The organism is Alteromonas sp. G5_S2_22_S1, assembly GCF_054968525.1.
The window spans coordinates 44227-71190 of sequence record NZ_JBQKUJ010000013.1 but is presented as its reverse complement, the minus strand read 5'-3'; the positions used below and the strand labels follow the sequence as shown (position 1 = coordinate 71190).

The following is a 26964-nucleotide window of genomic DNA, read 5'->3' as shown; positions in this document are numbered from 1 at the left end:
AGGAAATGTCTTCATTTAATCCAAAGGCCCTGTTTACAGTGGTCGCTACGGCATCGTTTATACTCTTAGGCGGATGTGGCTCAACCCAAACTAATGTAACTAGCGTAGGCCCGTCGATGGTTGGCCCTGGCGGTGGGCAACAGCTTGGCGCGAACTCGCACCGTTATCGCTACAACTCAGATATATATATGGATGTCGCTATTCCGGTTTTTGACCCCGGCTTTCCTACAGAAAGCGATGGTTCGATAGATTACGATGAAATAGAAGAAGAAGGTATCTGGCCGCAAGTAAGACGCTTAGAAGCAAATCGATTTGCTATTGCCACCAAAGAAGCGTTAGGTGAAACCAAATCGTTTGGAAGCATCAATGTAACCCCAGACGCGTCGGCACTCGCTGATGTTTATATTCTTGGTAAAATTAATTATTCGGATACGGAAACCGTAGAAATTGGCGTAAGGGTTATGGACGCAAAAAATACGGTATGGGGCGAGGAAGAATTTGAGTACCGCGTTAGCGAAGGTTGGTATAGAGATGCGATGTCTCGTGGAGAAAACCCTAATGCGCCCGTGTTTGAGCAAATTGCTAAATACGTCTACGACCTGCTAATGAAAAAATCAGAAGCCTACAAACAAGAAGTACAGATGGTGTCAGACTTGCGCTATGCACAAATGTATAGCCCTGAAGCGTTTAGCCAGTATCTTTCTCAAAGCCGTAAAGGTGAAGTTGAGTTGGTGAGTGCGCCGTCTGAAAGCGATCCCATGCTTCGCCGTGTTCGCGCTATTCAAGCAAAGGACGAGCAGTTTATTGATAGCCTTCAGGAAACCTACGATTCATTTTGGGTAACCACAGAAACGCCTTACAGAAAATACCAAAAAGAAACCCTTCCAGAGGCTAAGAAAATCAGAGAGCTAAAAGCTGAGCGCACCACTAAACAGGTGACGGCCGGTTTGTTTGCCGTAGCCTCAGTGCTACTGGGCTCAAACTCTAGCTCAACTGCTGGGCAAGTGGCAGCCGCCGGTGCAGGGATTGCCGCCATTGGCACCCTTAACGAAGCGATTAAAACGAACAAAGAACTTCACGCACAGCGGGATCTCTTTGACGAAATGGGCCAAAACCTTGATATTCAAGTTGCCGATCAAATTGTTGAAATTGATAACCAGCGTATTGAACTTCAAGGTAGCGCGAGTGAACAGTACTACCAACTGCGTTCACGCTTAAAAGATATCTATGAAATGGAAGCAACACCTATGACTGCGCTTTAAGCGTAGTCATATTCTGTTAAAACCGTTCTCATCTATTTATAAGATCATAGTAAAGGATTACGCATGCCAAGCGTTGAACAGCAAATTGAGCAAAGCAGAGCAAAGAAAAAAGCACTGATTAAAAAAAGTATATTGGGCTTTTTTGTTGTCCTCTTTGTTGGCGTGGCAGGCGTACTCCTTGTGTCTTTTTTACCCAATGTGTCCAACGAGGCGAAAAGCCCCATGGCACAGACCGACAACGCCACGCAATCCAACAACCGGGAAACACCAAACCCGCAGGTTACAGAATTTAGCGAAGCAGAGCGTAAAGCATTACAAGTCGCGCTTAGCGAGTCAAAACAACGGGTGACAGGCCTAGTGCAACGCGTAAGCCAGTCACGCCCTTTCGCCGTTAAAGCCGGTCAAATAGAAGCGTCGTTAAACCAAGCGTTTAATGAATACGGTGCCTCGAACTACGGCGAAGTAACATCGTTATTAAACGATATCGATAACAACACAGCAGCACTAAATAAAGAATACGAACAGGCCTACACAGCGCCTTATGAAAAAGCCCTCAACGCGTTTAATAACAATAATAATTCTGAGGCGTTTAACTTAAATCGACAGTCACTTAATATTAACCCCGACTTCGAGCAAGCCAAGATACTTCAGCAGCGAATTGATGTCTTTAATCAGGTGCAAGATGCCTACGAACAAGCCCGGGTGGGTAAGGTTGAAAACAACATTAATAAACAGCGGGAAGCCTACCGGAAGATAATTGCTCTAGACCCCTATCGAAGTGATACAAAACAAGCCCTAGCCACCATAGATAATCAATTAAAAAATAGCCGCTTCAACGGATTATTAGCAAAGGCCAATGACGCTATAACACAGCAAAACTATGCCGCAGCTAAACAATACCTAAAGGACGCCAAATCTATCAATGGGTCAAGCCGTGAACTTGAGACCATTAGCAAAAAACTTAACACGCTGGTAGCGAGTGAAGAGCAAAACAAGATTGAAAAGCAGGTTACGCTTTTTGCACGTGCTGATGAATGGCAGACGGTCGCCCTATTATCGAACAAAGGTTTATCGTCTTTTCCCTCCAGCCCCATACTGCAGCAGGCAAAACAAAATGCCGAAGCTATCTTAAGCACGGCAAAACGCCTAAAAGAATTTCAGCAGCGTCCTGAACGACTGACCGATAACACAGTGCGAAGCCTTGCGCAGCAAGAAGTTGATGACGCTCACGCATTAGCACAGAAAAGCCCCAAACTGCTGGCTCAGATACGCGCCCTTGAAGAGGTTATGGATGACGTTAATACGCCTCGTGATGTCACGATAACATCGGATAACGACACCTATATTAAAGTGTTAGGCGTAGGACTGGTAGGCGAAGTAAAACGCAAGACCATCAAGCTTAAACCTGGCACCTACCGGATTGAAGGAAGCCGTGACGGCTACCGCTCTACTATTCGAGAAATCGAAGTATCACCGTCAGCAACCAACCTTTCGGTACATATTGCATGTACTGAAAAAGTATAAGGAACACGTTAGTGAGTAGTATCGATGAAGCCATTGCGAAAGGGAAGAAACGCCGCAAAGGAATGGCTATCGCTTCATTAATTGGGCTAGCCGTGATCTTGGCCCTTTATTTTAGTTGGCTTTTTCTCACCAAAGGGTATGCGTTTGTGGTGTCGCCAGAGCGTGCGGCAAAAGCGCCTGAGTTTAACGTGGTAAGCGGCACTGCGCTCTTTATGGCCGACAAGTTATATGTTTTTGGCAGTGCGGCGGAAGTTACCGTGTCGGCGCCCAAATACAAAGCCGCCAGCGTGGTGGTTGATGAAACCTCGTCAAGCACGATAAACGTCACACTTGTGCCTTTACCTGCCACCTTGACCGTTACCACGTCTCCTCAGCTCGACGAGGTCACATGGAAGATTAACCAAGAAAAAGTCGCCGTTTCGCCCAGCCTATCCACTGAACTGGAAGAGGGAAGCTACACGGTTAATGCTAGCCACCCTCACTACCAAGATGCACAAATACAGTTTGATGCCGATATTGCACAAGACATTCAACGTAATATCGCGCTAACCGCTATTGAGGGGGTTATTAGTATTAATTCCACGCCTTCTGGCGCTAGCGTTTCGCTCGACAAAAAAGAAGTTGGCGTAACGCCTCTGAAGATAAATACACAAGGTGGACAATATCGCGTAAGCGTGACTAAAGCAGGCCTGGAACCTTTAGAAGATACTATCGAAGTCACTAATCAACGCCCCTTACCGACTCGAAATTATAACCTTCAGCCGCTACAAGCGGAAATTGCAGTATCGATGAAGCCACAAGGTGGCGTACTGACGGTTAACGGTAAGCCCGTGAAGGCGAATACCCGTTTAGACGCTAATAAGGCACACACAGTAAAGTATGAAAAGACCGGCTTTATTGCGCAAAGTCAGCGCGTAACACTCGCCCCGGGCGAAACGAAAGCGCTGTCATTTGAATTAGAAAAAGAGCTCGGTCGCGTGGTTATTACCGCCTCTACTGACGCCCTTGTTTCAATTGACGGAGTTAAGCAAGGACAAACGCCTTTAACGCTGACCCTTCAGGCTTTGCCTCATACAGTAACCTTTGAGCGCGACGGATACCGCAAGATACAAAAAACGGTGACACCTAGTGCGAAATCGTCAACCAAGGTACACGGTGACATGCTTACAGAGTTTGAAGCAAGGCGCCGAGACGGTACGCCGCTTTTCGCTACTAGGTTAGGTATTCAGCTGTCATTGGTGACCCCAAAAGCGTTCACCATGGGCTCGCCAGCTAACGAAAAAAATCGTCAGCGTAACGAACACCAAAGAGACGTTTCTTTTTCTCGTCAAGTATGGGTGTCGAAGCACGAAATCACACAAGCTCAGTTTGCCGCGTTTAAAGGGCAAGGTGGGGGAACTAAGCTTCCTGTCACAAATGTTTCATGGGATGAAGCGGCGGCCTTCACGAATTGGCTAAGTGAAAAAGAAGGGCTCACTGGGTTTTACATTATGCAAAACGGAAAAGTAAGGGGGGTTGATAAAGCCTCAAAAGGGTATCGTCTTCCCACCGAAGCAGAGTGGGAGTTCGTTGCCAAAATGCATCGTCGTGCATCATCTACAGCCTTCGTGTGGGGCAATCAGTTCCGACTCAGAGACAAGCAAGGTAACTTTGCCGACGCGTCGCTACGTGGCAAGCAGACATTCATCTTAAAAGACTATGACGATGGGTTTGCAGATAAAGCGCCTGTAGGTTCGTTTAAGGCAGACCGAGGTGGGTTTTACGATCTAGACGGAAACGTTCGCGAATGGGTTCACGACATTTACTCGGTAACGCCACAACATCAATCAGGCACCTACGCAGACTACATGGGCCCAGGCGGGCAAGGCAAACACGTTGTTAAAGGTGCGTCTTTTAAAACCGGTAGGTTGAAGAATATAAGAGCCAGCGTGCGCAGCGGCGAGAGCGCGCCAGCTGATGACATTGGTTTTCGAATAGCGAGATATGAGAATTAATATGAAAAAGAAACTAATCATTGCCGCCGTGCTATTAGCTATAGCGGGCACAGCCAGTGCGTACTTTGTTTCGTTAGATTCACCCCAAGACTTCCCAACAAATATTTAGGCAGCAAGGACTAAGAATGAATAAGAATAATACGTTGTCGATGACCCCCAGCTTTCTAGTTAGCGGCGGGGTGTTTCTACTTATTTTTGCGGTCGTGCACTTTTTATTTGCAGGCTTAATTCGCCCGGCGGCGGAAAAAGTGATGGCGACGGTGGGTACAGCCTCTCTGTCTTCTATTTGGGTCATTCTTAAAGATATCGAACAACAAGTGTGTATCTCACTTATGTTGTTTTGTATCTTTTTAATGGTGTACAAGTTATGGAAGCTACTTGATGAAGAAGAAATTTATTCAAGAGATTTGCTACCAGAACACGACAAAGACACGCCGCTAGATGTCGATAAAGCGCTGAACGAACTATCGTCTTCGTCTTATAGCGATACACCGGCGTACAGCACATGGATAAACTGCATAAGACGGTATAAAAACACCCAAAACGTGCAGCACGCGGCCGATGCTATTCACGCATCAGTAGAAAACATAGCGGCGCAGCTTGAAAGCGGCAATAACGTTATTCGCTATATTATCTGGGCTATTCCCTCGATTGGATTCGTGGGCACGGTTCGCGGGATTGGCGCAGCCCTAGCGCAGGCCGATGCCGCACTGGACGGTGATATAGCCGGAATGACAGCGTCTTTGGGCGTGGCGTTTAACTCAACGCTCGTTGCGCTTTTCATCTCACTTATTTTGATGTTGTTAATGCATTTACTCAATGGCCGTCAAGACACCATGGTTATTCGCACACAAGAGTCGTGTGAGCATCATTTATTGTCTCATCTGCACCATTAATTAGGCGAAGTAACTATGCCTAAAGTGCGTAAAGCCGAAGACGGATTTAACCTTGCCTTCTTAGACGTGATGGCCTGTGGCCTTGGCGCGGTTATTCTTATTTTTATTCTGGTCGACTTTAAAGCGTTTACCCCAGACCCGACCGAAGAAAAAGAGAAGCTAGAGCAAGAGCTCGCCGCGGCAGAGCAAGAACAACAAAAGCTCAAAAAATCGATTGATGAAATAAACGATAAGATAGCCTTAGAGTCGGCAAAGCAGGAGGACGCTGAACAAGCCCAGGCCGACACCACGCAAGACCAGTCTAAGCTACTGCAAGACATGTCAACGGAAATGGCGGTGGTGGCCGACCTTGAAAACCAGCTTGCCGCCTTGTCTAAAGAAGTCGAGAAATCAGCTAACATCCAAATGCAGGGAACTGGCGAGCAAAACTACATTACCGGGATGAAAATAGAAGGCCCCGAAATCGGCTTTCTCATCGATAAAAGCGCATCGATGATGGGCGACAACTTGCTCGATATTTTGGGCAAACTGGCACTAAGCGATGGGCAAAAAGTATCGACACCTAAATGGATAAGAACCAAGCGGGTAGCACAATGGATGCTAGCGCGCGTGCCACTGGAATCTCGCGTGACAATGGTTGCCTTTTCCGACACCGCAACCACCTTAGGTCTTCGCAACGTAAACAGCGCCAAAGTAAGCGGTTCGATGAACGCCATTGTGAAAGACTTGGGCGGCATTGTGCCTAATGGAGGCACCAATCTTCAGGAAGGCCTAACTACCCTGTTTAAAGCCAACCCCAGCATAACGGATGTTTACATTGTGACCGACGGGTTGCCGACGCTCGGAGATGGCCTTCCCATGAACTGTAAAAACTTCATTAACAGTAAAAAGTCCATTTCGTCGGATTGTAGAAGAAAACTATTTGTAGAAACCATAAAGCGAGCCAAAAAAGGGGTGCACTACAACGTTATTCTATTGCCTATCGAGGGCGACCCGTTTGCCTCACCCATGTACTGGGAATGGACCCGCGCAACCAGCGGCACCTTCCTATCACCGGCACCAAAGTGGCCTTAATGAGTAAAATACTGTGAAGAAGATTCAGCGCGCCCCCGTTGAGGTATTCAACATCGCCTTTCTCGACATTATTTCCTGTGCCTTCGGTGCGGTAGTTATGCTGGTGCTATTGGCTAAAAATGGCACCGAAGATACCGAACGAGGCCCCAGCAATGTAAGCGTGCTTATCGATCAGGTGCTGCAAGCACAAGCTGACGTAGAAACCCTTAAAGGAGCGCTATCGGATAAGCTTCAAGAGCTTAAGGCGGCGCAAAGCAAAACAGCGTCGGTCACAGAGCAAAAAGATAATCTAGACTCGTCGATACCCCGGGCACAGCAAACCATTAATCAGTTAAAAGACAAAGCGTCGTCCCTGCGTAATGAAATACGTCAGGCAACGGCTATGCTAAATACGCCTAATCCCACTGATACCCCTGATGATGACGTAGGCGGTATACCTACCGACGCTGAATACGTCATTTTCGCTATCGACAACTCTGGGTCTATGTCTTCTGGCAGTGGATGGAATCGCGTGATAACCATTGTGAACGACATTTTAAAAAATCACCCTAAAATGAAAGGTTTTCAGATAATGTCTGCCGACGGAAGCTTCATGTTTGCCAGTAAAGCAGGCCAATGGCTTGACGACAGAAAAACCATGCGAGATACGGCGATGAGCCAAATGAAAAGCTTTAAAGGGGGCGCAAGCCAGCCGGAGGCGGGGATCTTAAAAGCCATAAAGCTTTACAAGAACACCAAAGGCCGCGTGAGCCTATACGTGTTTGGCGATGACTACCAAAGATCAAACCTAGACCAAATTGTGGGTCAAATTACCCAAGCTAACCAAGGAGCCAATGGCCAGCCTGTTATTCGTATTCACGGCGTAGGCTTTAGCCGAAGTAACGGCAACGCACAGCGCTTTAGCGCATTTATGCAAGCGGTGGCGAAGCGCAATCGCGGTGCCTTTATTGGCCAGTATTTTTAGGTATAAAGGGCGCCTACAAGCGCCCTTAAGATTAATTAAATTAGCTTTCGCTGTGTATAATCCGTTATTGATGCACCCTACCTATTTCGGCCATACTGCTCGTGAGATGACACCCAGTCAGATGAGCTAATGGCAGAGGCCAGCGAAATTTCACCGGCAAGCACAACCGACGCCACAATTTCAGCAAACTTATACACCCGATCGCGCCCGTAACAGTCTAACAGCTCTAAACATTCACGCTGCGTACCTATGCCTGTACCGCCGCCATAAGTCGCTACAATAAGTGATGGAATGGTTATAGACACGTATAAGTCGCCGTCGTCAGTAAGCTCAGAATACATCATAGCCGCAGACGACTCAGATACGTTCGCCACATCCTGTCCGGTAGCGATAAACATGGCAGTGATGCCGTTAGGCGAATGTAGGCCCGTGTTATTCACACCGGACAAGAACGAACCCACGCCGGCAACACGCCCGTGGTAATCGATTTGTTTAGGGTCGACCCGCATAACTTCGAGTAAGTGCTCACGCTTAATGGTTGCCTCGGCGGTAACTCGCTTACCACGAGTACGCATTATGTTTATTTGTGAGGCTTTTTTATCGGTGGCAAAGTTAGATTCAAGGTAGAAATTCTCTATCCCCTCATAATGATCGAGTATCCACCCGCATGCTGCGAAGGTAGCACGGCCAACCATGTTTTGACCCGCTGCGTCACCGGTCTTAAAGTTAAAACGCAAAAACGCAAATTTGTTCGATAGGAAATGGTCGATATACGTCAGCTTAGCAATACTTGAGGTCGCTTCTGCTTCTTCCTTAATCTTTTCAAAGTTTGCTTTAATCCATTTAACGAAATCTCTAGCACCTCGTGCATTTTCAAAAATAAATACAGGGGCTCGCTGCATAGCATCGTCGACGACCGTTGCCGTTACGCCACCGCTCATGTTAAGCAGCTTCATGCCGCGGTTATACGATGCTACCAGCGTACCTTCGGTAGTCGCTAACGGCACAACAAACTCCCCTTGTGCGTGCTCTCCGTTTATCTTCAACGGCCCTGCAATACCGATAGGAACCTGCGCCACGCCAATAAAATGCTCAATATTCCCTTTAAGTGCTTGCGGGTCGATTGAGTACTTACCTACGTGATCAATTTTCTTTCCGGTGGCGCTTTCGAAATATTCTTGGCGTGTTTTTATAATACTTTCGCCGTAGTCATCCATGTCGTCACGAGGAATAAAAGCGCTGCGTTGTCCTGGCGCAGTAATATTGTCTTCCACTTCAAATTTAAACTTTCCAAAGGGGGAAGCAGAGAAGCAAATACCCAGTTTGCGCTTTTCGGGGCAAGGCGCTTCATCGATATCTAAATGTACGGTAATGGTTTGACGCAAGCCAAAGGGCTCGCCGTCTGATTGATTTAGCGCTTTGACAGAAATACAGGAGTCGGCAGTTAACTGGAGTGAAATTTTATGCTCTGGAATCTTTTCCCCATCAAGTGATATCCATTTTACTTCTTTAATCGTCGCATCCTTCAATCTATTTTTAAGAGAGAAAGATAAGCCTTTATCTGTTTTGGTTAGACTTGCGCGTGTATAAAGTTGCTTTAAAAGTATACTGGGTACAAACATGAGGCTACCTTCTGTATTTTTGCTGTGTTATTTCCCTATCCCTCTGCTTTTTATAGCACATTCTTTATACAGCTCTATGACTTCTTTCTATTTCTTCGCCAAACATTTGCGTCATATCAACTTTCAATTTTGAGCCAAGCGCTTATAAAAATGCGCCACCCCCTGAGAATTAAAGTGCTCCAGAGATTCGGACCTTAGCCATAATTCGCCCACTCCTAAACACTCCTATAGTGAATACCGTCACCGCAGTAATGATGACCACAAGGTATCTGGCAGTAGCATAAAGGAGGCGTCACGGATTGAGATGCCAAGGATAAATAGCCTACACGGAAGCGGCAGCCAGATACCTTTTATGTGCCCTATGCGTGATACGTTTTTGGCATTGATGTCGTGTTTATCCGGCTCCTAGTGCAACCACACGCACCGAATAATTAGCCCAGTACAAGGACAGAAAATGAGAACAGGACTGTTTAGAAAAGAAGCGATTGATGAGCAATCTAATGAGGTAGATGGGAGCTTTTTAATGACGCCCAAACCGGTTTACTCGGCTATTGCTTTTGTATTGGTTGTTTGGATAGCAGCTGCCCTTGTTTATTTAAACTTAGGCAGTTACGCGCGCAAGGCATCGGTAGACGGGTGGCTAGAACCGAGCCACGGAGTATTTAAACTGTACGCAGATGCAAGGCGCGGTAATGTCGTCGAGGTTTTAATTCACGAAGGGCAACATGTAGAAGAAGGCACGCCATTAGTAAAAATTAACTACAGTAGTAGCGACGCGTTGGGCAATCGCGTGAGTAGCCAACTGCTTATAGAACTGGAAGCAAAGCAAGCGCGAACACACCAGAGCATTTCACGCCTTCGCACACTACATCAAGCTCAGATCACCGGCTTAGAACAACGCTTATCTCAAGCTAAACGCGCTTTGGACGACCTGAATGACATTGTTGATTTAGCCAAAATACAGTGGGTTATGGCGACCGACCATTGGGAAAACGCTCAACTTTTATTGAACCAAGGGCATATAAGCCACACCGAGTTTGAGAATCACACAATTCAACGAATAACCGCGCAGCAACAGCTCAAACTGGCCGAGAGAGATAGCAGTACAGAACAGGCAAACATAGCCTCCCTCACCCATGAACTCGCAACTCTGCCTCAGCAACAAGCCAACGAATTGGCGAGTTTTGAAAATACGTATAGCGACCTTAAGCAACAGATTGTAAGTCATAAAAGCAATTATGAGGAAACCATTTACGCCCCGCACAGTGGCTATATATCTGGCCTTCACGTTAAAGCGGGATATACCGTCGATAGTTCGCGCCCGTTGCTTACTCTCCTTCCCAAAGATGCTGATATTCAAGCGCGCATCGCGGTTCCCGTTCGCGCTGCAGGCTTTTTGCGTGAAGGGCAAGCTTTACACATTCGCTACGACGCATTTCCCTACCAGAAGTTTGGCGTGCAGAAGGGCGAGATCCTCAATGTTTCCCCGTCACTTGTACTGCCGGGCGAACTTATCGACGCGCCTATTGCTATCAATGAGCCAGCCTATCTCGTTACGGCAGCCATAAGTACGAAAGAAATATTAGCGTATGGCAATCATATATCACTAAAGGCCGGCATGACCTTCTCAGCTGATGTGCACCTAAGTCAACGCACGCTAATGGAATGGTTAATGGAACCGCTTTACAGCATCTCAGGGAAGCTTTAATGATGATGAGTATGACAATGCCCCACGTTAGCCACACCCTGACCACTAAAAAACGCGTGCCTGTCATCTTACAAAGTGAGGCGGCTGAGTGCGGACTTGCCTGTATGGCTATGATTGCCCAGTACTATAGAGATAAACGGGATCTCAACGCCCTACGCCAATCTATGTCGGTGTCGTTACGTGGCACCACATTAAAAGATGTAATGAAAATTGCGAGTGATATGGGCTTTCAAACCCGGGCAATAAAGATAGAGCTTTCCCATATCACGCAACTTACCTGCCCAGCCATCTTACATTGGAATATGAACCACTTTGTTGTGCTGACGAAAGTGAAAGGTGACCGTATCACAATACATGACCCGGCACTTGGCGAAAGAAGGCTGTCCTATGCAGAAGCGTCTAAATGCATTACCGGCATTGCGCTTGAGGTATCACCTAGCGACAGCTTTAGCCCAATCAAAGCTGGCCCGCGGCTTGGCCTTACCCAGTTTTTCACACGTACCACAGGGTTTAAACGCAACCTTCTTACGCTATTCGCCTTATCCCTGGTGCTGCAGTTATTCGCCCTCGCTGCGCCTTATTACATGCAAACCGTGGTAGACGATGTACTTATCTACAATAACAACGCCCTACTCAAAGCGCTCGCTATTGGCTTTGCCCTATTACTGATGCTAGAAACCTTTACTAGCGGGGTAAGAAAGCTGGTTATTTTGTCGGTGTCATCGCGGCTTCAACTTCAAATGTCGGCGTCAGTATTCAAACATTTGCTGTCACTTCCTCTCGACTACTTCGACAAGCGCCACATTGGCGACGTGGTATCTCGATTTGGCTCACTGGCAAGCATTAGAGAGTTTTTAGCCACCGGCGTGGTAACGGCTTTATTAGATGGGCTAATGGCCGTCGTCACCTTAGCGGTAATGATGGTTTATTCGGTGAAGCTCTCCCTCGTCGTAGTGGCAATCATGGCCACATATTTAGCCATTCGCTTAGGGCTACTCCCCCTTATTAAACGCCTTACCACAGAGCGCATTGCCCTTGCAGCGTCCGAACAAAGTCACTTCATGGAAAGCGTGCGGGCTATTTTACCAATTCGGGTTTACGGGCAAGAGACACAGCGTCACGGACAATGGCAAAACAAACTCGTGGCCACTTTAAACAAAGACATAACACTGGGTAAAATCAATATTGGCAGCACGCTGACTAATCAGTTCCTGTTTGGCGCAGAAAACCTCATTGTAGTGTATATCGGGGCTAGCTTAGTCATGGAAAGCACCCTTTCCATTGGTATGCTGCTGGCTTTTATCGCCTATAAATCACGTTTTGTTAGCGCACTAGATGGTGTGGTTAATAAGTTGGTAGAGCTCAATATGCTGGGCGTTCACTTTTCTCGTCTTAGCGATATTGTACTCACGCCGGTACAAGTAAAACCTCATCGTTACCAAAATGCTGACCTACCCTATTACGCGAATCAATCTCTACCTAATAATACGGCCATCGCCCTTGAAACTAAATCGCTGGGATACCGATACAGTGAATCTAGCGAGTGGATCTTTAAGGACCTCGCACTCACCGTCAAATCAGGTGATATTGTAGCAATTGTTGGTGAGAGCGGAAGCGGCAAAAGTACCCTGCTTAAATGCCTAATGGGGCTTTACCCGGTATCAGAAGGCAAAGTTGAACGCCCCAGCGTTAAGCAGCCTGTTGTCGCATCGGTCTTGCAAGACGATGCCTGCTTAAGCGGTACCATAGCGCAGAACATTTGCTGTTTTGAGCAAGCGCCAGACCTACAAAAAATGGTTCACGTCGCACATATCGCCTGCATTCATGAAGATATCATGCATATGCCTATGCAATACCACACCTTAGTAGGCGATATGGGAAGCAGTTTAAGCGGTGGCCAAAAACAGCGACTGCTTCTCGCCCGAGCCCTTTATCAAGAGCCCGATATTCTGTTTCTAGATGAAGCGAGCAGCCACCTGGATATGGCCAACGAGGCTCGCATTAATCAGCATCTAACATCACTCAATATGACCCGAATTATTGTGGCCCATCGCCCACAGTCAATTGCTATGGCAGATAAAGTTTACCGCTTGGCAAACGGGACACTACACCCCTGCTCTCCTACCGAAGTATCAGGAAGCGCAATATCAGGTAACCACGGAGAAACACGATGAAAACCCATGAAATAAGAGAACCCGCAGTATTAATGACAGAAGATGAGCGTATGCAAATTAATGCCAATGGCATTACCGCTCGTGACAGTGTAGTTCCTATTAACTGCTTGTCTAAACGCGAGCTGCAAGTAGCTCACAAAATTATGGAAGGCCGCTCTAATAAAGTTATCGCCTCAGAGCTCTTTATCAGCGAAAGAACGGTGAAATTTCACTGCGCTAATATTTACAAAAAACTCAATATTTCAAGCCGTTCGGCACTTATTGCGGGTTGCTTTAGAACCCTTTACCACGAGGCGGTCTCGCTTTAAGCGAACGTGCCTTTTTACACAAAACGCCAATACAAGGAGCGTAAATTATGAAAAACCAGCAACATCAACTCACTGTAAAATCGTGTGCCAGTGCACAGCCAGTCACACTCGTTGAGGAGCAGCTGTTCGACGTATCAGGAGGACTACGGGCTCGCTTGAGTGATATTAACCCTGTAGAAGGTGGAGGACCAGTAGAAGATAGGGGGCCAAAAGAGCCCGTATATATCACCTTAGCGATTGGTGAAGGCGGTGGCAAACTACCCGATATTTTATCGTAGTTCAGGCCAACTATCCGTAAACACGGGCAGCGTATGTGCGAGCGATTTGACTCGCTACGCATGCGTTGCTTTGTTCCGTTCTAACCTTTCACTCTTTTAACGCTGGCAAGGAGGCCGAATGCACGTTGCATTATTAGGCAGTGAACAAGACCCACAAATTAAGCATATAGCCATGGCACTTAGCCAATCTGCTACTCCCTTCTATTACGCTAATACGGCGCAATTTGGCACTGAATGGACAATAAGCTATGACCCTGATTTTGACGATGGGTTGATTCACTTCAATTCCCCCTCGTTATGCGATCAACCAAGGGTCACTTTTTCAAATACTCAGGCGGCGTATTGGCATGAGTACCTACCTGGCACACTTAAACGTACGCACGCCACGCCCGACACAAAAGGTACTGCTGCACAAAGCACAGATACAGAAAGGGCTGATACAAGCAGCAAGAGTACTACCTTTGAAAGGGAGTTTGGTTGGATTGAGCAAGAAAGAGCCAGCACCTTATTATGCTGGTTTAGCTATACGGATATAAAGTGGGTCAATGCTATTGATGCCGTTCGAAGTCATCAATGCAAGCCCTATCAATCCCGTATTGCGGGCAAGCTAGGGGCTCATATTCCTTACACGTTTGTTGGCAATGCGCCTGAGGTCGCCTCTCAATTTTGCAACAATATGCGGGAGGTTATCTATAAACCTGTGCGCGGAGGACGAACAGCCCAATTCGTAAACAAACAGCCCAATATGCGCCCTCTGCTTAATACTTTGTTAAGTGAGCGCCCCGTTACTTTCCAAAAGTACATTGGCGGGGTAAACGTACGAAGCTACGTGCTGGGGCAAGACGTGTTGAGTGTTCAAATTGATTCTGACGAACTCGATTATAGAAACGATGATAAGGCAAGTGTGTCTATAACCATTGTACCTAATGAAGTACAGCAGCTTGCCATAGCCATATGCCAGGCGCTGGGCATGCACTGGTGTGCTATCGACTGGCGAAAAAGTGCAAAGGGTAAATACTTCTTTTTAGAGGCCAACCCTAGCCCGTACTTTTTAAAAGTAGAGCAGGATACGGGGTTGGATATTACAGGAAGGCTAGTAGAACTGCTTTCAAAGACATAATGATTAGTCATATTCAAACTCAAAGCACCTCGAAATTGGGGTTGCAAATTTACCATTTAAAGATGACTGAGGTGTGTGAGAAGTAGCATATCAGTGCAGAGTCACTCACGTCTTTTTAGCTTTCACCGAAAGAGATAATGCATTTGCATTACCTACATTTACAAACTAAGATTAGAACTAACAATATTAGTTAAAAATAGAGGTTGTTATGGCACACGTGGCTTTAGAAACTGAATCAACACTTACAGATCGCTTTCAAACTACAGTGCCTAGTTCTGTTCGTCAGGCATTGCGCTTGGGTAAAAAAGACAAAATTAAATACGCTATTCAGTCTGATGGTAGTGTTGTGATATCACGTGTAGCATCACAAGAAAGCGACCCCGTTATTGGCGAGTTTTTATCATTTATTGCACGCGATATGCAGACTCACCCTGAAAAGCTCGAGCCACTATCAGCGAGTATGCGTGAAAGTGTTAATACATTGGTTCACGGTGTAGAAATTGATTTAGATGCTCCCTTGTTGGACGAGGACGAGTAAGCTTGCAAAAAACGATACCAATGGTTGTAAATGGGTGGACACTTTACGCTCACCCCTTGTTTAAAGAACAGTACCTCAACCTTAAATTACAGGTTGAGTCCTTACGAGAAAAAGACCCAAAGGGTTACGTTAGAAAAAATGCCACTAAACGTTTAGCTGCAATTCAAAGGCTAACCTTCGAACTCATTCCCCATGATCCTACTAGCGCTGAGTTTCGCCAAGGAAGTGCGTTAGGTGATGACAATAAACATTGGTTTCGAGCGAAGTTCTTCCAACAATATCGCTTGTTTTTTCGTTATCACTTTGAGTCAAAAATCATAGTTTATGCATGGGTTAATGACGAGAATAATAAACGCGCATACGGAAGCAAAACGGATGCTTATAAAGTGTTCGAAAGAATGCTGAAGTCTGGTCACCCGCCTGAAACATGGGATGAACTTCTAGATGCAGCTAAGGAAGAATTACTCTCTTTATAAACGCCCGTCTTACTTTTCACTAAAAAGTAGTTTTTGTATTTCAAAATTATTTAAGGCGATTACGAAACCTTGTCTAGCAATACGGAACGCCTGTTTTACAGGGGCTTAAAAAAAAACAAGGGTAAGATAGTAATCGAAGCTTCCCTTCGCATTGGATAACCAATCGTCGGGGAAGCTTCTATTCAACGTTAATTAAAGAATAAAGCGCGATAAGTCTTCGTTATCTACCAAGGTTTCTAAGTGGTTATTCACGTAGTCGGCATCAATTACAAACGACTCACCGCTTTTTTCTGAAGCGTCAAAAGAGATATCTTCCATAAGACGCTCTAATACGGTGTGCAGGCGTCGAGCACCAATATTTTCAGTGCGCTCGTTGACTTGCCATGCCGCTTCGGCAATGCGCTGAATACCCGAATCATCAAAGCGAATATCAACGCCTTCGGTTTTCATTAGCGCAATATATTGCTGCGTTAGCGACGCATTAGGTTCGGTAAGAATACGTTTGAAATCGCCCACTTTAAGCGCTGATAACTCAACGCGAATAGGCAAGCGCCCTTGAAGCTCTGGAATAAGATCCGACGGCTTACTCATTTGAAACGCGCCAGAAGCGATAAACAGGATATGGTCTGTTTTTACCATGCCGTGTTTCGTTGATACCGTTGAACCTTCTACAAGTGGAAGCAGATCGCGCTGAACGCCTTCGCGTGACACATCACCTGAGTTATTGCCTTCGCGCTTACAGATTTTGTCAATTTCATCGACGAATACAATGCCGTGCTGTTCTACCGACTCAATCGCTTTTTCTTTCAAATCTTCTTGATTAACAAGGCGCGCCGCTTCTTCTTCAATAAGCAGTTTAAGGGCTTCTTTAATTTTCAGCTTTTTCTTTTTCTTCTGCGAACCAGACAAGTTCTGAAACATGCCTTGAAGCTGATTGGTCATTTCTTCCATGCCAGGAGGCGCCATAATTTCTACGCCAACTTGTGGAAGCGCCACATCAATTTCAATTTCTTTGTCATCGAGGTCACCCTGACGCAGCTTCTTGCGAAACGCTTGGCGTGTGCCGCGATCTTCAACGTCTTCTTTGTTACCCCACGCATCTTCTGGTGGTGGCAGCAATACGTCTAAAATGCGCTCTTCCGCCGCTTCTTCCGCGCGGAATTTCACTTTTTTCATTTCGTTTTCTTTCGTCATCTTAACCGCGATATCGGCAAGATCACGAATGATCGTCTCAACTTCTTTACCTACATAGCCCACTTCGGTGAACTTTGTTGCTTCTACTTTGATAAATGGCGCATTGGCAAGTTTTGCCAAACGACGGGCAATTTCTGTTTTACCCACACCCGTTGGACCAATCATTAAAATATTTTTTGGCGTAACTTCTTGGCGCAGCTCAGGCTCAAGCTGCATGCGACGCCAGCGGTTTCTAAGTGCAATCGATACAGCACGCTTGGCATCTTGTTGACCGATAATATGACGGTCTAACTCGTGAACAATTTCTCTTGGTGTCATTTCAGACATGAATAAACCCTTTTCTAACAATGCTTGTTGTACTTATCCTCAAACGGGCGACAACAAGCCGATAACAGCATTCAGCTATTACTTAGTAATCTAGTACATCAACCGTTTGGCTATGGTTAGTGAATACGCAAATATCACCGGCAATGGTCAGTGCTTTTTCAGCAATGTCTTTTGCACTTAATTCCGTATTATCTAAAAGTGCCGTTGCCGCTGCTTGCGCGTAATTGCCACCTGAACCTATGGCGATAAGATCTTGCTCTGGCTGCACCACATCGCCGTTACCGGTAATAATGAAAGAAGCGGTTTCATCGGCTACTGCCAATAAGGCTTCTAACTTGCGCAGCGCCCTATCAGTGCGCCAGTCTTTGGCAAGCTCTACGGCGGCTTTGGTTAAATGGCCTTGGTGCGCTTCAAGCTTAGCTTCGAAGCGCTCAAATAGCGTAAATGCGTCGGCCGTGCCGCCAGCAAAGCCCGCTAAAATTTTATCGTGGTATAAACGGCGCACTTTGCGTGCATTACCTTTCATCACGGTATTGCCTAGTGATACCTGACCATCACCGGCCATCACTACCTGATTCCCACGTCGTACAGATACAATCGTTGTCACGTTAATTCCCCGTTTAGCTGGGCGCTGCCGCGTTTTTATCATGCAAAGGCAGCAGCGTACAAATTCAATAACAAATAAGTGGGGGGAGGCTTTCTAATTTCAAGGGCAAGACAGAATAATGTGCGCCTAGCGGTGGCTGCGATAAGGGCTTAGCACATACATTGTTTATTGAATACGCTATTTGTTGCGTGCATACTTTCGCGAATGTGGTCTATGGCTAATTGTGTGTGAAGTAGTCGAGGCGCAGGCATTAGCTAAAGAAATTTAGCAAAACCTATACGCCTCAATGTCGAAACCACCACCGTGTTCGCAACCTAGTGCTAAGTACTACAAGTTCCAGTACCAAATTTGACAGGTCGCAATATTCACTTTACGCAGGCTGTGCTTCGCTTTTTCCGCATCTCGTTTAGACTCGTAAGGGCCTAAAATAACGCGGAACCAATCGCCGTTACTGCCGGTGCTGTGTCTGATAAGCGCCTCTAAACCTTGAAAGGCAATTTTGGCTTTCATCTCTTCAGCTTGCGCACGGGTTCTAAACGACGCGCATTGCATCAAGTAGCGTTTGTCAGATTTTTCTTGTTCTCTAACTTCTACCTCAACCTCATAGCCAGGCAAGGTTTTAATGTATTCCCACTCTTCTTCAGGTAGTTCTGGCAAAGACTCTTGTGTAGGTGCAACCGGGCGAGATGCCTGTGTATCCACATCATCTTCTACGTTATCTTTAATTGACCATAAAAAAGCACCAAAGCCAATTACGAGTGCTAAAACGCCGATTAGGCGAACAATAGGAAGCTTACTATCAACCGGTGCATTTTTTTGCGCATTGCCAGCGGGTTTTCTGCCTTTTCCAGCAGGCTTCTTTTTTTGAGTAGAGCGCCCACGAGAGACATAATCGCGTTGAGCCATAGTCGGCAAAATTCCTACTTGTTATCGTTGTTCGTATTCGTAAGAAAACGTCGTATACCAAACCTAGTTAAAGGGGAAAGATTCTCACACCTTTAGTCGTGGCGAAATTTTAACGTATTGCTTCTCAACAAGCTAACTGAAATCGGTAGGATCGATATCGATTGACCACCTTACCTTAGTGGCCTGCGGTAAAGCCTGTAAAAACGGAAGCGCCAAACGCAGCGCATTATGAAGCGGGGCGCGTTTTTGATGACTACACACCAGCATGAATCGAAATCGGCCTTGGCGCTTTTCAATTAGGCATGGGAACGGGCCGCTTATCTCAATGGCGTGCGCTTGCGTAAATACCTGCTTACAGTCTTGTAAAAATCGATAAGCCAAACTGCTATCAGTAGCTTCGGCGCGTATTACGAACTGACTAATAAACGGGGGCAAGCTTGCCGCTTTTCGCTCCATTAACGCATGCCTGGCAAAGTGCCCGTAACCATTATGCACCAAATCTTGTAGCAGCGGGTGATGAGGATTATGGGTTTGCAGCCACATTTCACCGGGTTTACTTGCACGCCCCGCTCTTCCAGCAAGTTGAGTTACCAGTTGAGCAAGCTTTTCAGGGGCTCTGAAGTCTGCGCTAAACAGTGCGCCATCGCAATCGAGAACCGCCACTAATGTAACGTGAGGAAAGTGGTGGCCTTTAGACAAAATCTGGGTGCCCACAAGCAGCTGATATTCTTGGCGGTTAATTGCATCGAGCGTTTGATGTAACTTATCTTTACCGCGCACCGTATCGCTGTCTATTCGCACCTGCGTTACCCCGGGAAACAAGCTAGCAAGCCCCTGCTCTACTTGCTCTGTACCGGTACCCGCAGTAACTAGCTCGTTGTAATGGCAAGCTTCACAGTTTGTTGGCATAGCACGCATGCCGCCGCAATGGTGGCACTGCAATCGGTTTTGCGCTTTGTGTACGGTGTAAGGTCGCTCGCAACGCTTACACGTTACTGTCTCGCCGCAATGATGACAAAGTAACGCTGGCGCATAGCCTCGGCGATTTACAAACACCAACACCTGATTCCCTGCGCTAATATGCTGGCGCATTATGGTTAACAGGCCTTGTGAAATACCGTAGTGAATTGGCTGGTCGCGCGCATCTAATACGTGCTGATGGGTACTTCGCGCGCCCCCGGCTCGCTTGGTGAGCTGTAAATGCGCATAGCGGCCGCTTAGCGCATTATTAAGGGTTTCAAGAGCAGGGGTGGCACTGCCAAGCAGTAAAGGAATATTATGCTGTTTCGCACGCATGGCCGCCAAATCGCGAGCATGATAGCGAAGCCCATCCTGCTGCTTAAACGACTCGTCGTGCTCTTCATCAACAATAAGCATACCCGGGTTATTAAGCGGGGTGAAAATAGCAGAGCGGGTACCTATAACAATACCGAGCTCGCCCGCTTTTGCTCGCTGCCATACTTGCAGACGGTCTTTGTCTGAAAGTTGCGAATGCAATACGCCCACGGCAATGCCAAAGCGCTTTTCGAAGCGGGATACCGTTTGCGGGGTAAGCCCAATTTCAGGCACAAGGATAAGCACCTGCTTTCCTTCGCGCAGTAAAGGCTCTATCGCTTGAAGGTATACTTCTGTTTTGCCGCTACCGGTCACCCCTTCAAGTAAGCTAACCGCAAAGTTGCCGTGTTGACGGTTAAGGGCGGCGATGGCAACTGACTGCTCAGTATCGGGAACAGGCTTATCTTCCATTGTTAACGTAGATAGCCAAGCGCCCGGCTTAAATTCAGGAGTAACCTCTTTGATAACGGCAAGCGACTTTTCTACCAAGGCTTTTACCGCTGGCGCACCAAACTGCTTACGCGCCTCTATCGCGAGCATCGCCCGTTTGGTCAAGGCGGTAAAACACGCTTTTTGCTTTGGGGCGCGAGATAGCGACGCTGACAGCGTTTTTTTACCCTCATCGGTAAGCATGAGTATATCTTGTGGAGTAGGGCCTGCCGACTCGCCTTTTCGCAATAATACAGGCAGCATGGCGTGTAACACTTCACCCGGAGCATGGTGGTAGTACTGCCACAGCCATTGCGCCATTTTTAGCAGCACCCCATCAATAATAGGTTGATGATCTAGCACCGTTTCAATGGCTTTTAGCTTGTTGCTATTGTCAATCTCGCTCTCTGATTTTTGTAGTGTTTCAACAACTACGCCCACAAGTTTGCGCGGACCGAAAGGCACCATTACCCGTACGCCTGCTTCTAGTGCGCTATCGTGGGTATATGTGAAAAGTTGGCGCAGCGGCACTGGTACAGCAACTTGAATGAAGGCCATTGCGAACGTTCTACCTTATCGTAAAGTTATTAAAGTCTATTGAGCTTTCGGGCGTAACCGTTACATAAGCGCACATAAACGTATCTAGAGTAAGCTGCATGGAAAAGTCACGCTTATTTTACCCGCCATTAAACTGAAATATTTAAACATACTTTGCGCTTTAGCATAAAAGGAATGTTTCGTTGTTTAGCGAGCATACAAAAACCGCTTGATCAACCCTCTGCCATCCTTTATTATGCGCCGCTCTTTTTGCGATAGGCTGTTCTTTGAACGACTTATCATTTGAATTAAGTAACGTATGGTGTGCGACTTCGGGTTGTATAGCGATACGGCCTTATTATGTGAGGTAATCCCATGAAACAAGATATCCACCCTAAATACGAAGAAATCACAGCAACTTGCTCTTGTGGTAACGTTATGAAAATTCGTTCTACGCTTGGTAAAGACATCAACCTAGACGTATGTTCATCATGTCACCCTTTCTACACTGGTAAGCAACGTAACGTTGACACTGGTGGTCGTGTTGATCGCTTCAAGAAGCGTTTCGGTGCATTGGGCAAAAAGTAAGCCTGATATCGAGTTCGAAAAAAGCGCCTATACGGCGCTTTTTTATTGCCTGTCATTATTTGCAGGTTAAATAATATCTGTGCTTAATTGGCTATCAGCGCGTGCCCCCTCGCATCACTGTAAACGAAAAAACCTCTCTGCGCCTTAAGCCTCGCCTGCTCGGCGCGTTAATGCTCGTTGTCTAGCTTCGATAAGTGCACGTCCCAGTCGCCGCCGCTACGTTGTTTACATGCTTCTTCGCTGTCAAAATAGACCCCAACGGGTTTAGATTTAATGGCCGCTGTTGCAATATTCACCCAACTTATAAAGTCCATATCCCACCCATTGGTTTGCGCTACCTGCTTTTCATGCTCGCGACTAAAAACAGCCACGACTTTAGGTGTACGCCAGTGGCCAGTATGCGTAAGCCAGGCAAACCCGCTATTGTCTTCTTTTACGCTTTCGCATACGTCTGTGAGTACTTCAATAAGTTTTCGTTCTGTCATTACGCTCGTCCACGCCGCAGTTTCGGTATCAATGTTTGAGATATTAACAAAACGACGCCGCAGACATAATCGTTTGGTGAAAATTTAGGCTGTGATCCCTACGCCTCACAATAATAGAAATTAAAAATACAAAGACATATTGAAATAAATGAGATGAATGATAATTATAGGCTTAATTTACTGGTCTAATTAGTGTGGCTCCCCTACATTGGTTAATGAGGATTCTGATCAGATATGTACACAATGAAATGCTGTGTTAGAGTTGCGATAGGCGTTCTGATAGTGGGTATTAATCTTATGAATATTGGCTTGCTATCATGCCTTGTAGCGCTTTCAGTTATTCGAATTCATATTGCGTAACTGAAAATGCAACAACAAATTAAGCTGGAACCTGTGGCTAGATTCGCTCAGTTTCAGTGTTTAAAACTTTTTGTAATTACTTGGTTAGAACGCGCTTGTGTTTATCTTCCTATAACTATAACGACATAAGATAGCGGCAAAGCGTGAGTAAAAACACCGATGAACCCTACATCTAAGGATACAATTTTACATGTCAGATTTTAGACAACGCGCACTCGATTATCACGCCTACCCCACCCCCGGAAAAATTCGCGTAGAGCTGTCTACGCCAGCAGATAGTGTTGACGACCTTGCATTAGCATACAGCCCCGGTGTTGCCGAACCAGTTAGGGAAATAGCTGAAGACCCCGATAATGCCTATAAGTACACCGCTAAAGGTAATATGGTAGCCGTGATTAGTAATGGCACCGCGATTTTAGGTTTAGGTAACCTTGGCCCCCTCGCTTCAAAGCCTGTGATGGAAGGTAAAGCCTTGCTGTTTAAACGCTTTGCCGGGCTAGATGCCATTGATATTGAAGTAAAGCATCGCACGACAGAAGAGTTCATTAATACTGTGGCGAATATCGCCGACACCTTCGGCGGTATAAACTTAGAAGATATTAAAGCCCCTGAGTGTTTTGAGATTGAACAAGAGCTTATAAAGCGCTGTAAAATTCCCGTATTTCACGACGATCAGCACGGTACTGCAATCGTCACGGCAGCGGGTATGCTAAATGCCCTTGAGATTCAGGGCAAAAATATCGAGAGTGCAAAAATAGTGTGCATGGGTGCAGGCGCAGCCGCGGTAGCTTGCATGGAACTACTCATTAAATGCGGCGCCCAGCGTGAACGCATTTATATGCTAGACAGAAAAGGGGTTATTCATACCCGTCGTGAAGAGCTGACTGAGCACAAAAAGCTCTTTGCTAACAACACCGACAAACGCACCCTTGAAGATGTTATGGAAGGCGCAGATATTTTTGTTGGCGTATCAGGGCCTGACGTTTTACCACCAGAAACGCTAGCGTTAATGGCCGAGAACCCTATTGTATTTGCTTGCTCAAACCCAGACCCAGAGATAAAGCCAGAGCTGGCCCATGAGGTGCGTAAAGACCTCATTATGGCAACCGGGCGCTCTGATTACCCAAATCAGGTTAACAACGTTCTATGCTTCCCTTTTATTTTCCGCGGCGCATTAGATGTTCGCGCCACGGCCATAAACGACGAGATGAAAGTGGCCGCCGTTGAAGCCCTTCGCACCATTACCAAAGAGCCGGTGCCAGAAGAAGTATTAGCGGCAAGTAAAAGCGACAGTCTGACCTTCGGTAAAGAGTACATTATCCCTAAGCCGATGGACCCACGCTTATGTGAACGTATCGCAACTGCGGTATCTAAAGCAGCGATAGCGTCCGGCGTGGCCCGGGTACCTGAAAACTCGGCCGAATAGGGGTAAATTAACAGTGGGGTTGCCGAAAACCAGACTAGCGAAAGGCTAACTTCAGTGATGTAGCATTAAACAAGAATTACTATGTTTAATATGCCATAAAAAACGGCGCTATTATTGTGAGATCACTTCACACTAATAGCGCCGTTTTTTGTTAGCATGGGTTAAGCTGAACTTTATTCATCTTCCGAGACGTTGTTTTCAAAGCTTGGATCTATACCCATTTCTTCCATAATGCGACGCGCTTCTGCTGGCACCCGATTAGGATTGTCTTTGCGCAAATCATCGTCGTTCGGTAAAGGTTGCCCCGTAAACGCGTGTAAAAACGCTTCGCAAAGTAACTCCGAATTGGTGGCGTGGCGCAAATTGTTTATTTGGCGGCGAGTACGCTCGTCGGTGAGTGCCTTCAGCACATTAATTGGTATAGAGACAGTGACTTTCTTTACCTGCTCGCTCTTTTTACCATGCTCTGCGTAGGGGTGAATATACTTACCGTTCCATTCTGCCATTGTACTAACTCGGTCTACTCTTTTTTATGTTATGAACAGAAATTCTAAACAAGTTCACGAAAAGGTCAATTGAGCAGTGTAAACCTCTTGACGTCTAGACATATATTATTTAATTTAGACGTCTAAACGTCTATAAAATTATATTTTCAAGAGAATAAGCCATGGTTTCTTACGCGCAAGGTATCGATGCATTAAACCAGTCCCTGTCGGAACTGCGTGATATTGATGTATCTTTTGAATTTTTTCCGCCTAAAACGGAAGCCATGGAACAAACACTATGGAAATCTGTAGAGCGCTTAGCGCCGCTAAAGCCAAGCTATATGTCGGTGACCTATGGTGCGAATAGCGGCGAACGAGACAGAACACACGATGTGGTTAAGCGAATTCAACAGCAAACCGGTGTTGCTGCAGTTCCACACTTAACGTGCGTAGATGCAAGCCGCGAGGAGCTTAAGCAAATTGCAAAAGACTACTGGGATTCAGGCATTCGCCGTATTGTTGCGCTTCGCGGCGATTTACCGCCAGGGTTAGAAAAAACAGAGATGTACGCCTCTGACTTAGTTGCCTTGTTGAAAGACGTGGCGGATTTTGATATTTCCGTTGCTGCTTACCCTGAAAAGCACCCTGAAGCCCCGAATGCGCAGTTCGACCTGCTTAACCTTAAACGCAAGGCTGAAGCAGGAGCAACCGAAGCCATTACGCAGTTTTTCTTCGACACCAGCGTTTATTTGCGATTTAGAGACCGCGCAGCCGCTGCCGGTGTAGATATCGATTTAGTGCCGGGCATTTTGCCAGTAACCAATTACCAAACCCTGGTTAAATTCGCTGGCTTTACTAACGTGCATGTTCCAGGGTGGCTACATAAAATGTTCGATGGCCTTGACGCTGACGACCAGGCAACGCGAAACCTTATTGGAGCAAACATTGCTATGGACCAAGTTAAGGTATTAGCGAAAGAAGGGGTTAAGCACTTCCACTTCTATACCCTTAACCGTAGCGAACTCAGTTACGCCATTTGCCATATGCTAGGCGTACGCAGTGGCGCATAATCTCCGTGGCACTCGCTTTAACAGTACCCTCTGATAATATGAATGCAGAACAGGCGCGTAAAAAGCGCCTTTTTTATATCACCTGCATAAAGCCTAATTTAAATTTTGCCACCAAGGCTTACCCCAGTTACCATTTGATATAGGTGTATTGAACTATCCACACCTATAGGCCTCCCATCATATGGCCACTATTTTTCGCACATTTTAAGCGACAGACGCTATCTTCAGGAGAAGTTGAGTGGATTTAGATAAGGTTAAAACCTTTTATAACAACGTTGCCCCACAATTAAGGGACCTTTTCGGTATTTTTATAAAACGCTGTAAAGAGGACAACATTACTATTTCTGCCGGGCACTTAGCTTATGTAACGTTGTTATCTTTAGTACCGTTTATCATGGTGACTTTTACCATCATGTCGGCCTTTCCCGCCTTTGCTTCAGTAAGAAGTAAGCTTGAACACTTTGTCTTTAGTAATTTCGTGCCTACCGCGAGCGATGTTGTGCACAAGTACATGACAGATTTTGTAGGTAACGCGTCTCAAATGAGCGCCATCGGTATTTTATCTCTTTTGGTTGTCGCATTAATGCTGATATCCAACGTGGACAAAACGCTCAACAGAATTTGGCGCACGCAAAGCGATCGTCCTATTGTTTATACCTTTGCTATTTATTGGATGGTTATCACCCTTGGCCCCATGCTCATTGGCTCAAGTGTGGTGGTAAGCTCCTACCTAACCGGGCTGGCAGCGTTTACTGAAGAATACACTCCTGGTTTAGGAACCTTTTTATTAAGCCTTGTACCTAGCGGTGCTGCCTTGTTGGCTTTTGCTATTTTATACATGGTGGTGCCGAACAGAAGAGTCTACGCCCGACATGCCTTTGTAGGTGCCATTGTTGCTACCATTGCCTTTGAAATTACAAAATCTGGTTTTGCCCTTTACGTCACCAACTTTCCTTCATACGAGCTGATTTATGGTGCGCTTGCCGTAGTACCTATTCTTTTCTTATGGGTGTACTTATCTTGGATAATCGTATTATTTGGTGCGGAATTTACCTGTAGTCTAGGCGAAGCTTTTGAAAATAAAAAAGCAGAACACGCGCCTCGAAAAGTCCCAAAAGAGTAATATTCTTTAGCACACCCGCGTTTATAGGCATCGCGTTTTTTCACCACGAGTAGTAAAGAAAAGCGCAGGCAGAATTAAAAGGTGACTACACCACTTCTGCTTACAAGCTTCACATTACAAGTGGTAAGAGCATTAACGCTATTTACGACAGGGA

At 46.2% G+C, this 26964-nt stretch carries 24 protein-coding genes; 17 read left to right on the top strand and 7 right to left on the bottom strand.

The genetic code is table 11. The features are described from left to right. Positions 1-5: 5 nt before the first annotated feature. The 6 genes from ACTRWF_RS14140 to ACTRWF_RS14115 all read left to right on the top strand — a co-directional run bounded on the left by ACTRWF_RS14140 (position 6) and on the right by ACTRWF_RS14115 (position 7714). The gene (locus ACTRWF_RS14140) at positions 6-1262 is read left to right on the top strand and encodes a hypothetical protein (protein WP_012519891.1); all 1257 of its coding nucleotides are present in this window, start codon (positions 6-8) and stop codon (positions 1260-1262) included. Positions 1263-1325: 63 nt separating this feature from the next. Next, on the top strand, positions 1326-2786 hold the full coding sequence (locus ACTRWF_RS14135; protein ID WP_462835739.1) for a hypothetical protein: 1461 nt from the start codon (positions 1326-1328) through the stop codon (positions 2784-2786). Between the two features lie 11 nt (positions 2787-2797). Beyond that, the gene (locus ACTRWF_RS14130) at positions 2798-4780 is read left to right on the top strand and encodes an SUMF1/EgtB/PvdO family nonheme iron enzyme (RefSeq protein WP_462835738.1); all 1983 of its coding nucleotides are present in this window, start codon (positions 2798-2800) and stop codon (positions 4778-4780) included. A gap of 125 nt (positions 4781-4905) precedes the next feature. Next, the gene (locus ACTRWF_RS14125; protein ID WP_462835737.1) at positions 4906-5676 is read left to right on the top strand and encodes a MotA/TolQ/ExbB proton channel family protein; all 771 of its coding nucleotides are present in this window, start codon (positions 4906-4908) and stop codon (positions 5674-5676) included. A gap of 15 nt (positions 5677-5691) precedes the next feature. After that, positions 5692-6750 carry a VWA domain-containing protein gene (locus tag ACTRWF_RS14120; RefSeq protein WP_462835736.1) on the top strand — a complete coding sequence of 353 codons (1059 nt, stop codon included), beginning with the start codon at positions 5692-5694 and terminating at the stop codon, positions 6748-6750. Between the two features lie 13 nt (positions 6751-6763). Further along, positions 6764-7714: a VWA domain-containing protein gene (locus tag ACTRWF_RS14115; RefSeq protein WP_012519885.1), complete on the top strand. Its 951-nt coding sequence runs from the start codon at positions 6764-6766 to the stop codon at positions 7712-7714. 77 nt (positions 7715-7791) lie between these two features. Here ACTRWF_RS14115 and ACTRWF_RS14110 read toward each other — a convergent pair whose 3' ends face one another. Beyond that, a complete protein-coding gene (locus ACTRWF_RS14110; RefSeq protein WP_462835735.1) occupies positions 7792-9336 on the bottom strand; it encodes a hydroxymethylglutaryl-CoA reductase in 1545 nt (514 codons plus the stop codon). Positions 9337-9790: 454 nt separating this feature from the next. Here ACTRWF_RS14110 and ACTRWF_RS14105 point away from each other — a divergent pair, with 454 nt between their 5' ends. The 7 genes from ACTRWF_RS14105 (at position 9791) to ACTRWF_RS14075 (ending at position 15938) form a co-directional block, all read left to right on the top strand. Beyond that, a complete protein-coding gene (locus tag ACTRWF_RS14105; RefSeq protein ID WP_462835734.1) occupies positions 9791-11044 on the top strand; it encodes an HlyD family efflux transporter periplasmic adaptor subunit in 1254 nt (417 codons plus the stop codon). 2 nt (positions 11045-11046) lie between these two features. Then, a complete protein-coding gene (locus ACTRWF_RS14100; protein WP_041703625.1) occupies positions 11047-13218 on the top strand; it encodes a peptidase domain-containing ABC transporter in 2172 nt (723 codons plus the stop codon). Further along, entirely contained in the window at positions 13215-13526 is a 312-nt protein-coding gene (locus tag ACTRWF_RS14095; RefSeq protein WP_012519881.1) for a helix-turn-helix domain-containing protein, read from the top strand. The genes ACTRWF_RS14100 and ACTRWF_RS14095 overlap by 4 nt, the downstream gene beginning before the upstream one ends. Before the next feature lie 47 nt (positions 13527-13573). After that, entirely contained in the window at positions 13574-13804 is a 231-nt protein-coding gene (locus tag ACTRWF_RS14090; protein ID WP_012519880.1) for a hypothetical protein, read from the top strand. Between the two features lie 118 nt (positions 13805-13922). After that, positions 13923-14924 (top strand): ATP-grasp domain-containing protein, encoded by a 1002-nt coding sequence (locus tag ACTRWF_RS14085; RefSeq protein ID WP_012519879.1) that lies wholly within the window; start codon positions 13923-13925, stop codon positions 14922-14924. A 208-nt stretch (positions 14925-15132) separates the two neighbouring features. After that, a complete protein-coding gene (locus tag ACTRWF_RS14080) occupies positions 15133-15462 on the top strand; it encodes a type II toxin-antitoxin system PrlF family antitoxin (protein ID WP_012519878.1) in 330 nt (109 codons plus the stop codon). A gap of 2 nt (positions 15463-15464) precedes the next feature. Continuing rightward, a complete protein-coding gene (locus ACTRWF_RS14075) occupies positions 15465-15938 on the top strand; it encodes a type II toxin-antitoxin system YhaV family toxin (RefSeq protein ID WP_012519877.1) in 474 nt (157 codons plus the stop codon). A 192-nt stretch (positions 15939-16130) separates the two neighbouring features. On the opposite strand, the gene hslU is transcribed toward ACTRWF_RS14075, so the two are convergent. The 4 genes from hslU to priA form a co-directional block, all read right to left on the bottom strand. After that, positions 16131-17459: an HslU--HslV peptidase ATPase subunit gene (hslU, locus tag ACTRWF_RS14070; protein WP_012519876.1), complete on the bottom strand. Its 1329-nt coding sequence runs from the start codon at positions 17457-17459 to the stop codon at positions 16131-16133. Between the two features lie 82 nt (positions 17460-17541). Then, complete coding sequence (hslV, locus tag ACTRWF_RS14065; RefSeq protein ID WP_012519875.1) at positions 17542-18066, bottom strand: ATP-dependent protease subunit HslV; 525 nt, start codon at positions 18064-18066, stop codon at positions 17542-17544. A 327-nt stretch (positions 18067-18393) separates the two neighbouring features. Next, entirely contained in the window at positions 18394-18972 is a 579-nt protein-coding gene (locus tag ACTRWF_RS14060; RefSeq protein ID WP_012519874.1) for an SPOR domain-containing protein, read from the bottom strand. A 132-nt stretch (positions 18973-19104) separates the two neighbouring features. Continuing rightward, positions 19105-21294 carry a primosomal protein N' gene (gene priA / locus ACTRWF_RS14055; protein WP_462835733.1) on the bottom strand — a complete coding sequence of 730 codons (2190 nt, stop codon included), beginning with the start codon at positions 21292-21294 and terminating at the stop codon, positions 19105-19107. Positions 21295-21648: 354 nt separating this feature from the next. Here priA and rpmE point away from each other — a divergent pair, with 354 nt between their 5' ends. Next, complete coding sequence (gene rpmE / locus ACTRWF_RS14050; protein WP_012519872.1) at positions 21649-21861, top strand: 50S ribosomal protein L31; 213 nt, start codon at positions 21649-21651, stop codon at positions 21859-21861. 167 nt (positions 21862-22028) lie between these two features. Here the strand turns inward: rpmE and ACTRWF_RS14045 are convergent, their stop codons facing one another. Next, positions 22029-22346, bottom strand: a complete 318-nt coding sequence (locus ACTRWF_RS14045; RefSeq protein ID WP_462835732.1) for a hypothetical protein — start codon at positions 22344-22346, stop codon at positions 22029-22031. Positions 22347-22896: 550 nt separating this feature from the next. Between ACTRWF_RS14045 and ACTRWF_RS14040 the strand changes: the two genes are divergently transcribed. Then, the gene (locus ACTRWF_RS14040) at positions 22897-24132 is read left to right on the top strand and encodes a malic enzyme-like NAD(P)-binding protein (protein ID WP_462835731.1); all 1236 of its coding nucleotides are present in this window, start codon (positions 22897-22899) and stop codon (positions 24130-24132) included. Between the two features lie 173 nt (positions 24133-24305). Here ACTRWF_RS14040 and metJ read toward each other — a convergent pair whose 3' ends face one another. Further along, on the bottom strand, positions 24306-24638 hold the full coding sequence (gene metJ, locus ACTRWF_RS14035) for a met regulon transcriptional regulator MetJ (RefSeq protein WP_012519869.1): 333 nt from the start codon (positions 24636-24638) through the stop codon (positions 24306-24308). Between the two features lie 161 nt (positions 24639-24799). Here metJ and metF point away from each other — a divergent pair, with 161 nt between their 5' ends. Together metF and ACTRWF_RS14025 are read left to right on the top strand one after the other, a co-directional pair. Beyond that, entirely contained in the window at positions 24800-25687 is an 888-nt protein-coding gene (metF, locus tag ACTRWF_RS14030; protein ID WP_012519868.1) for a methylenetetrahydrofolate reductase, read from the top strand. A 238-nt stretch (positions 25688-25925) separates the two neighbouring features. Next, entirely contained in the window at positions 25926-26810 is an 885-nt protein-coding gene (locus tag ACTRWF_RS14025; protein WP_012519867.1) for a virulence factor BrkB family protein, read from the top strand. The last annotated feature ends 154 nt before the right edge of the window (positions 26811-26964 follow it).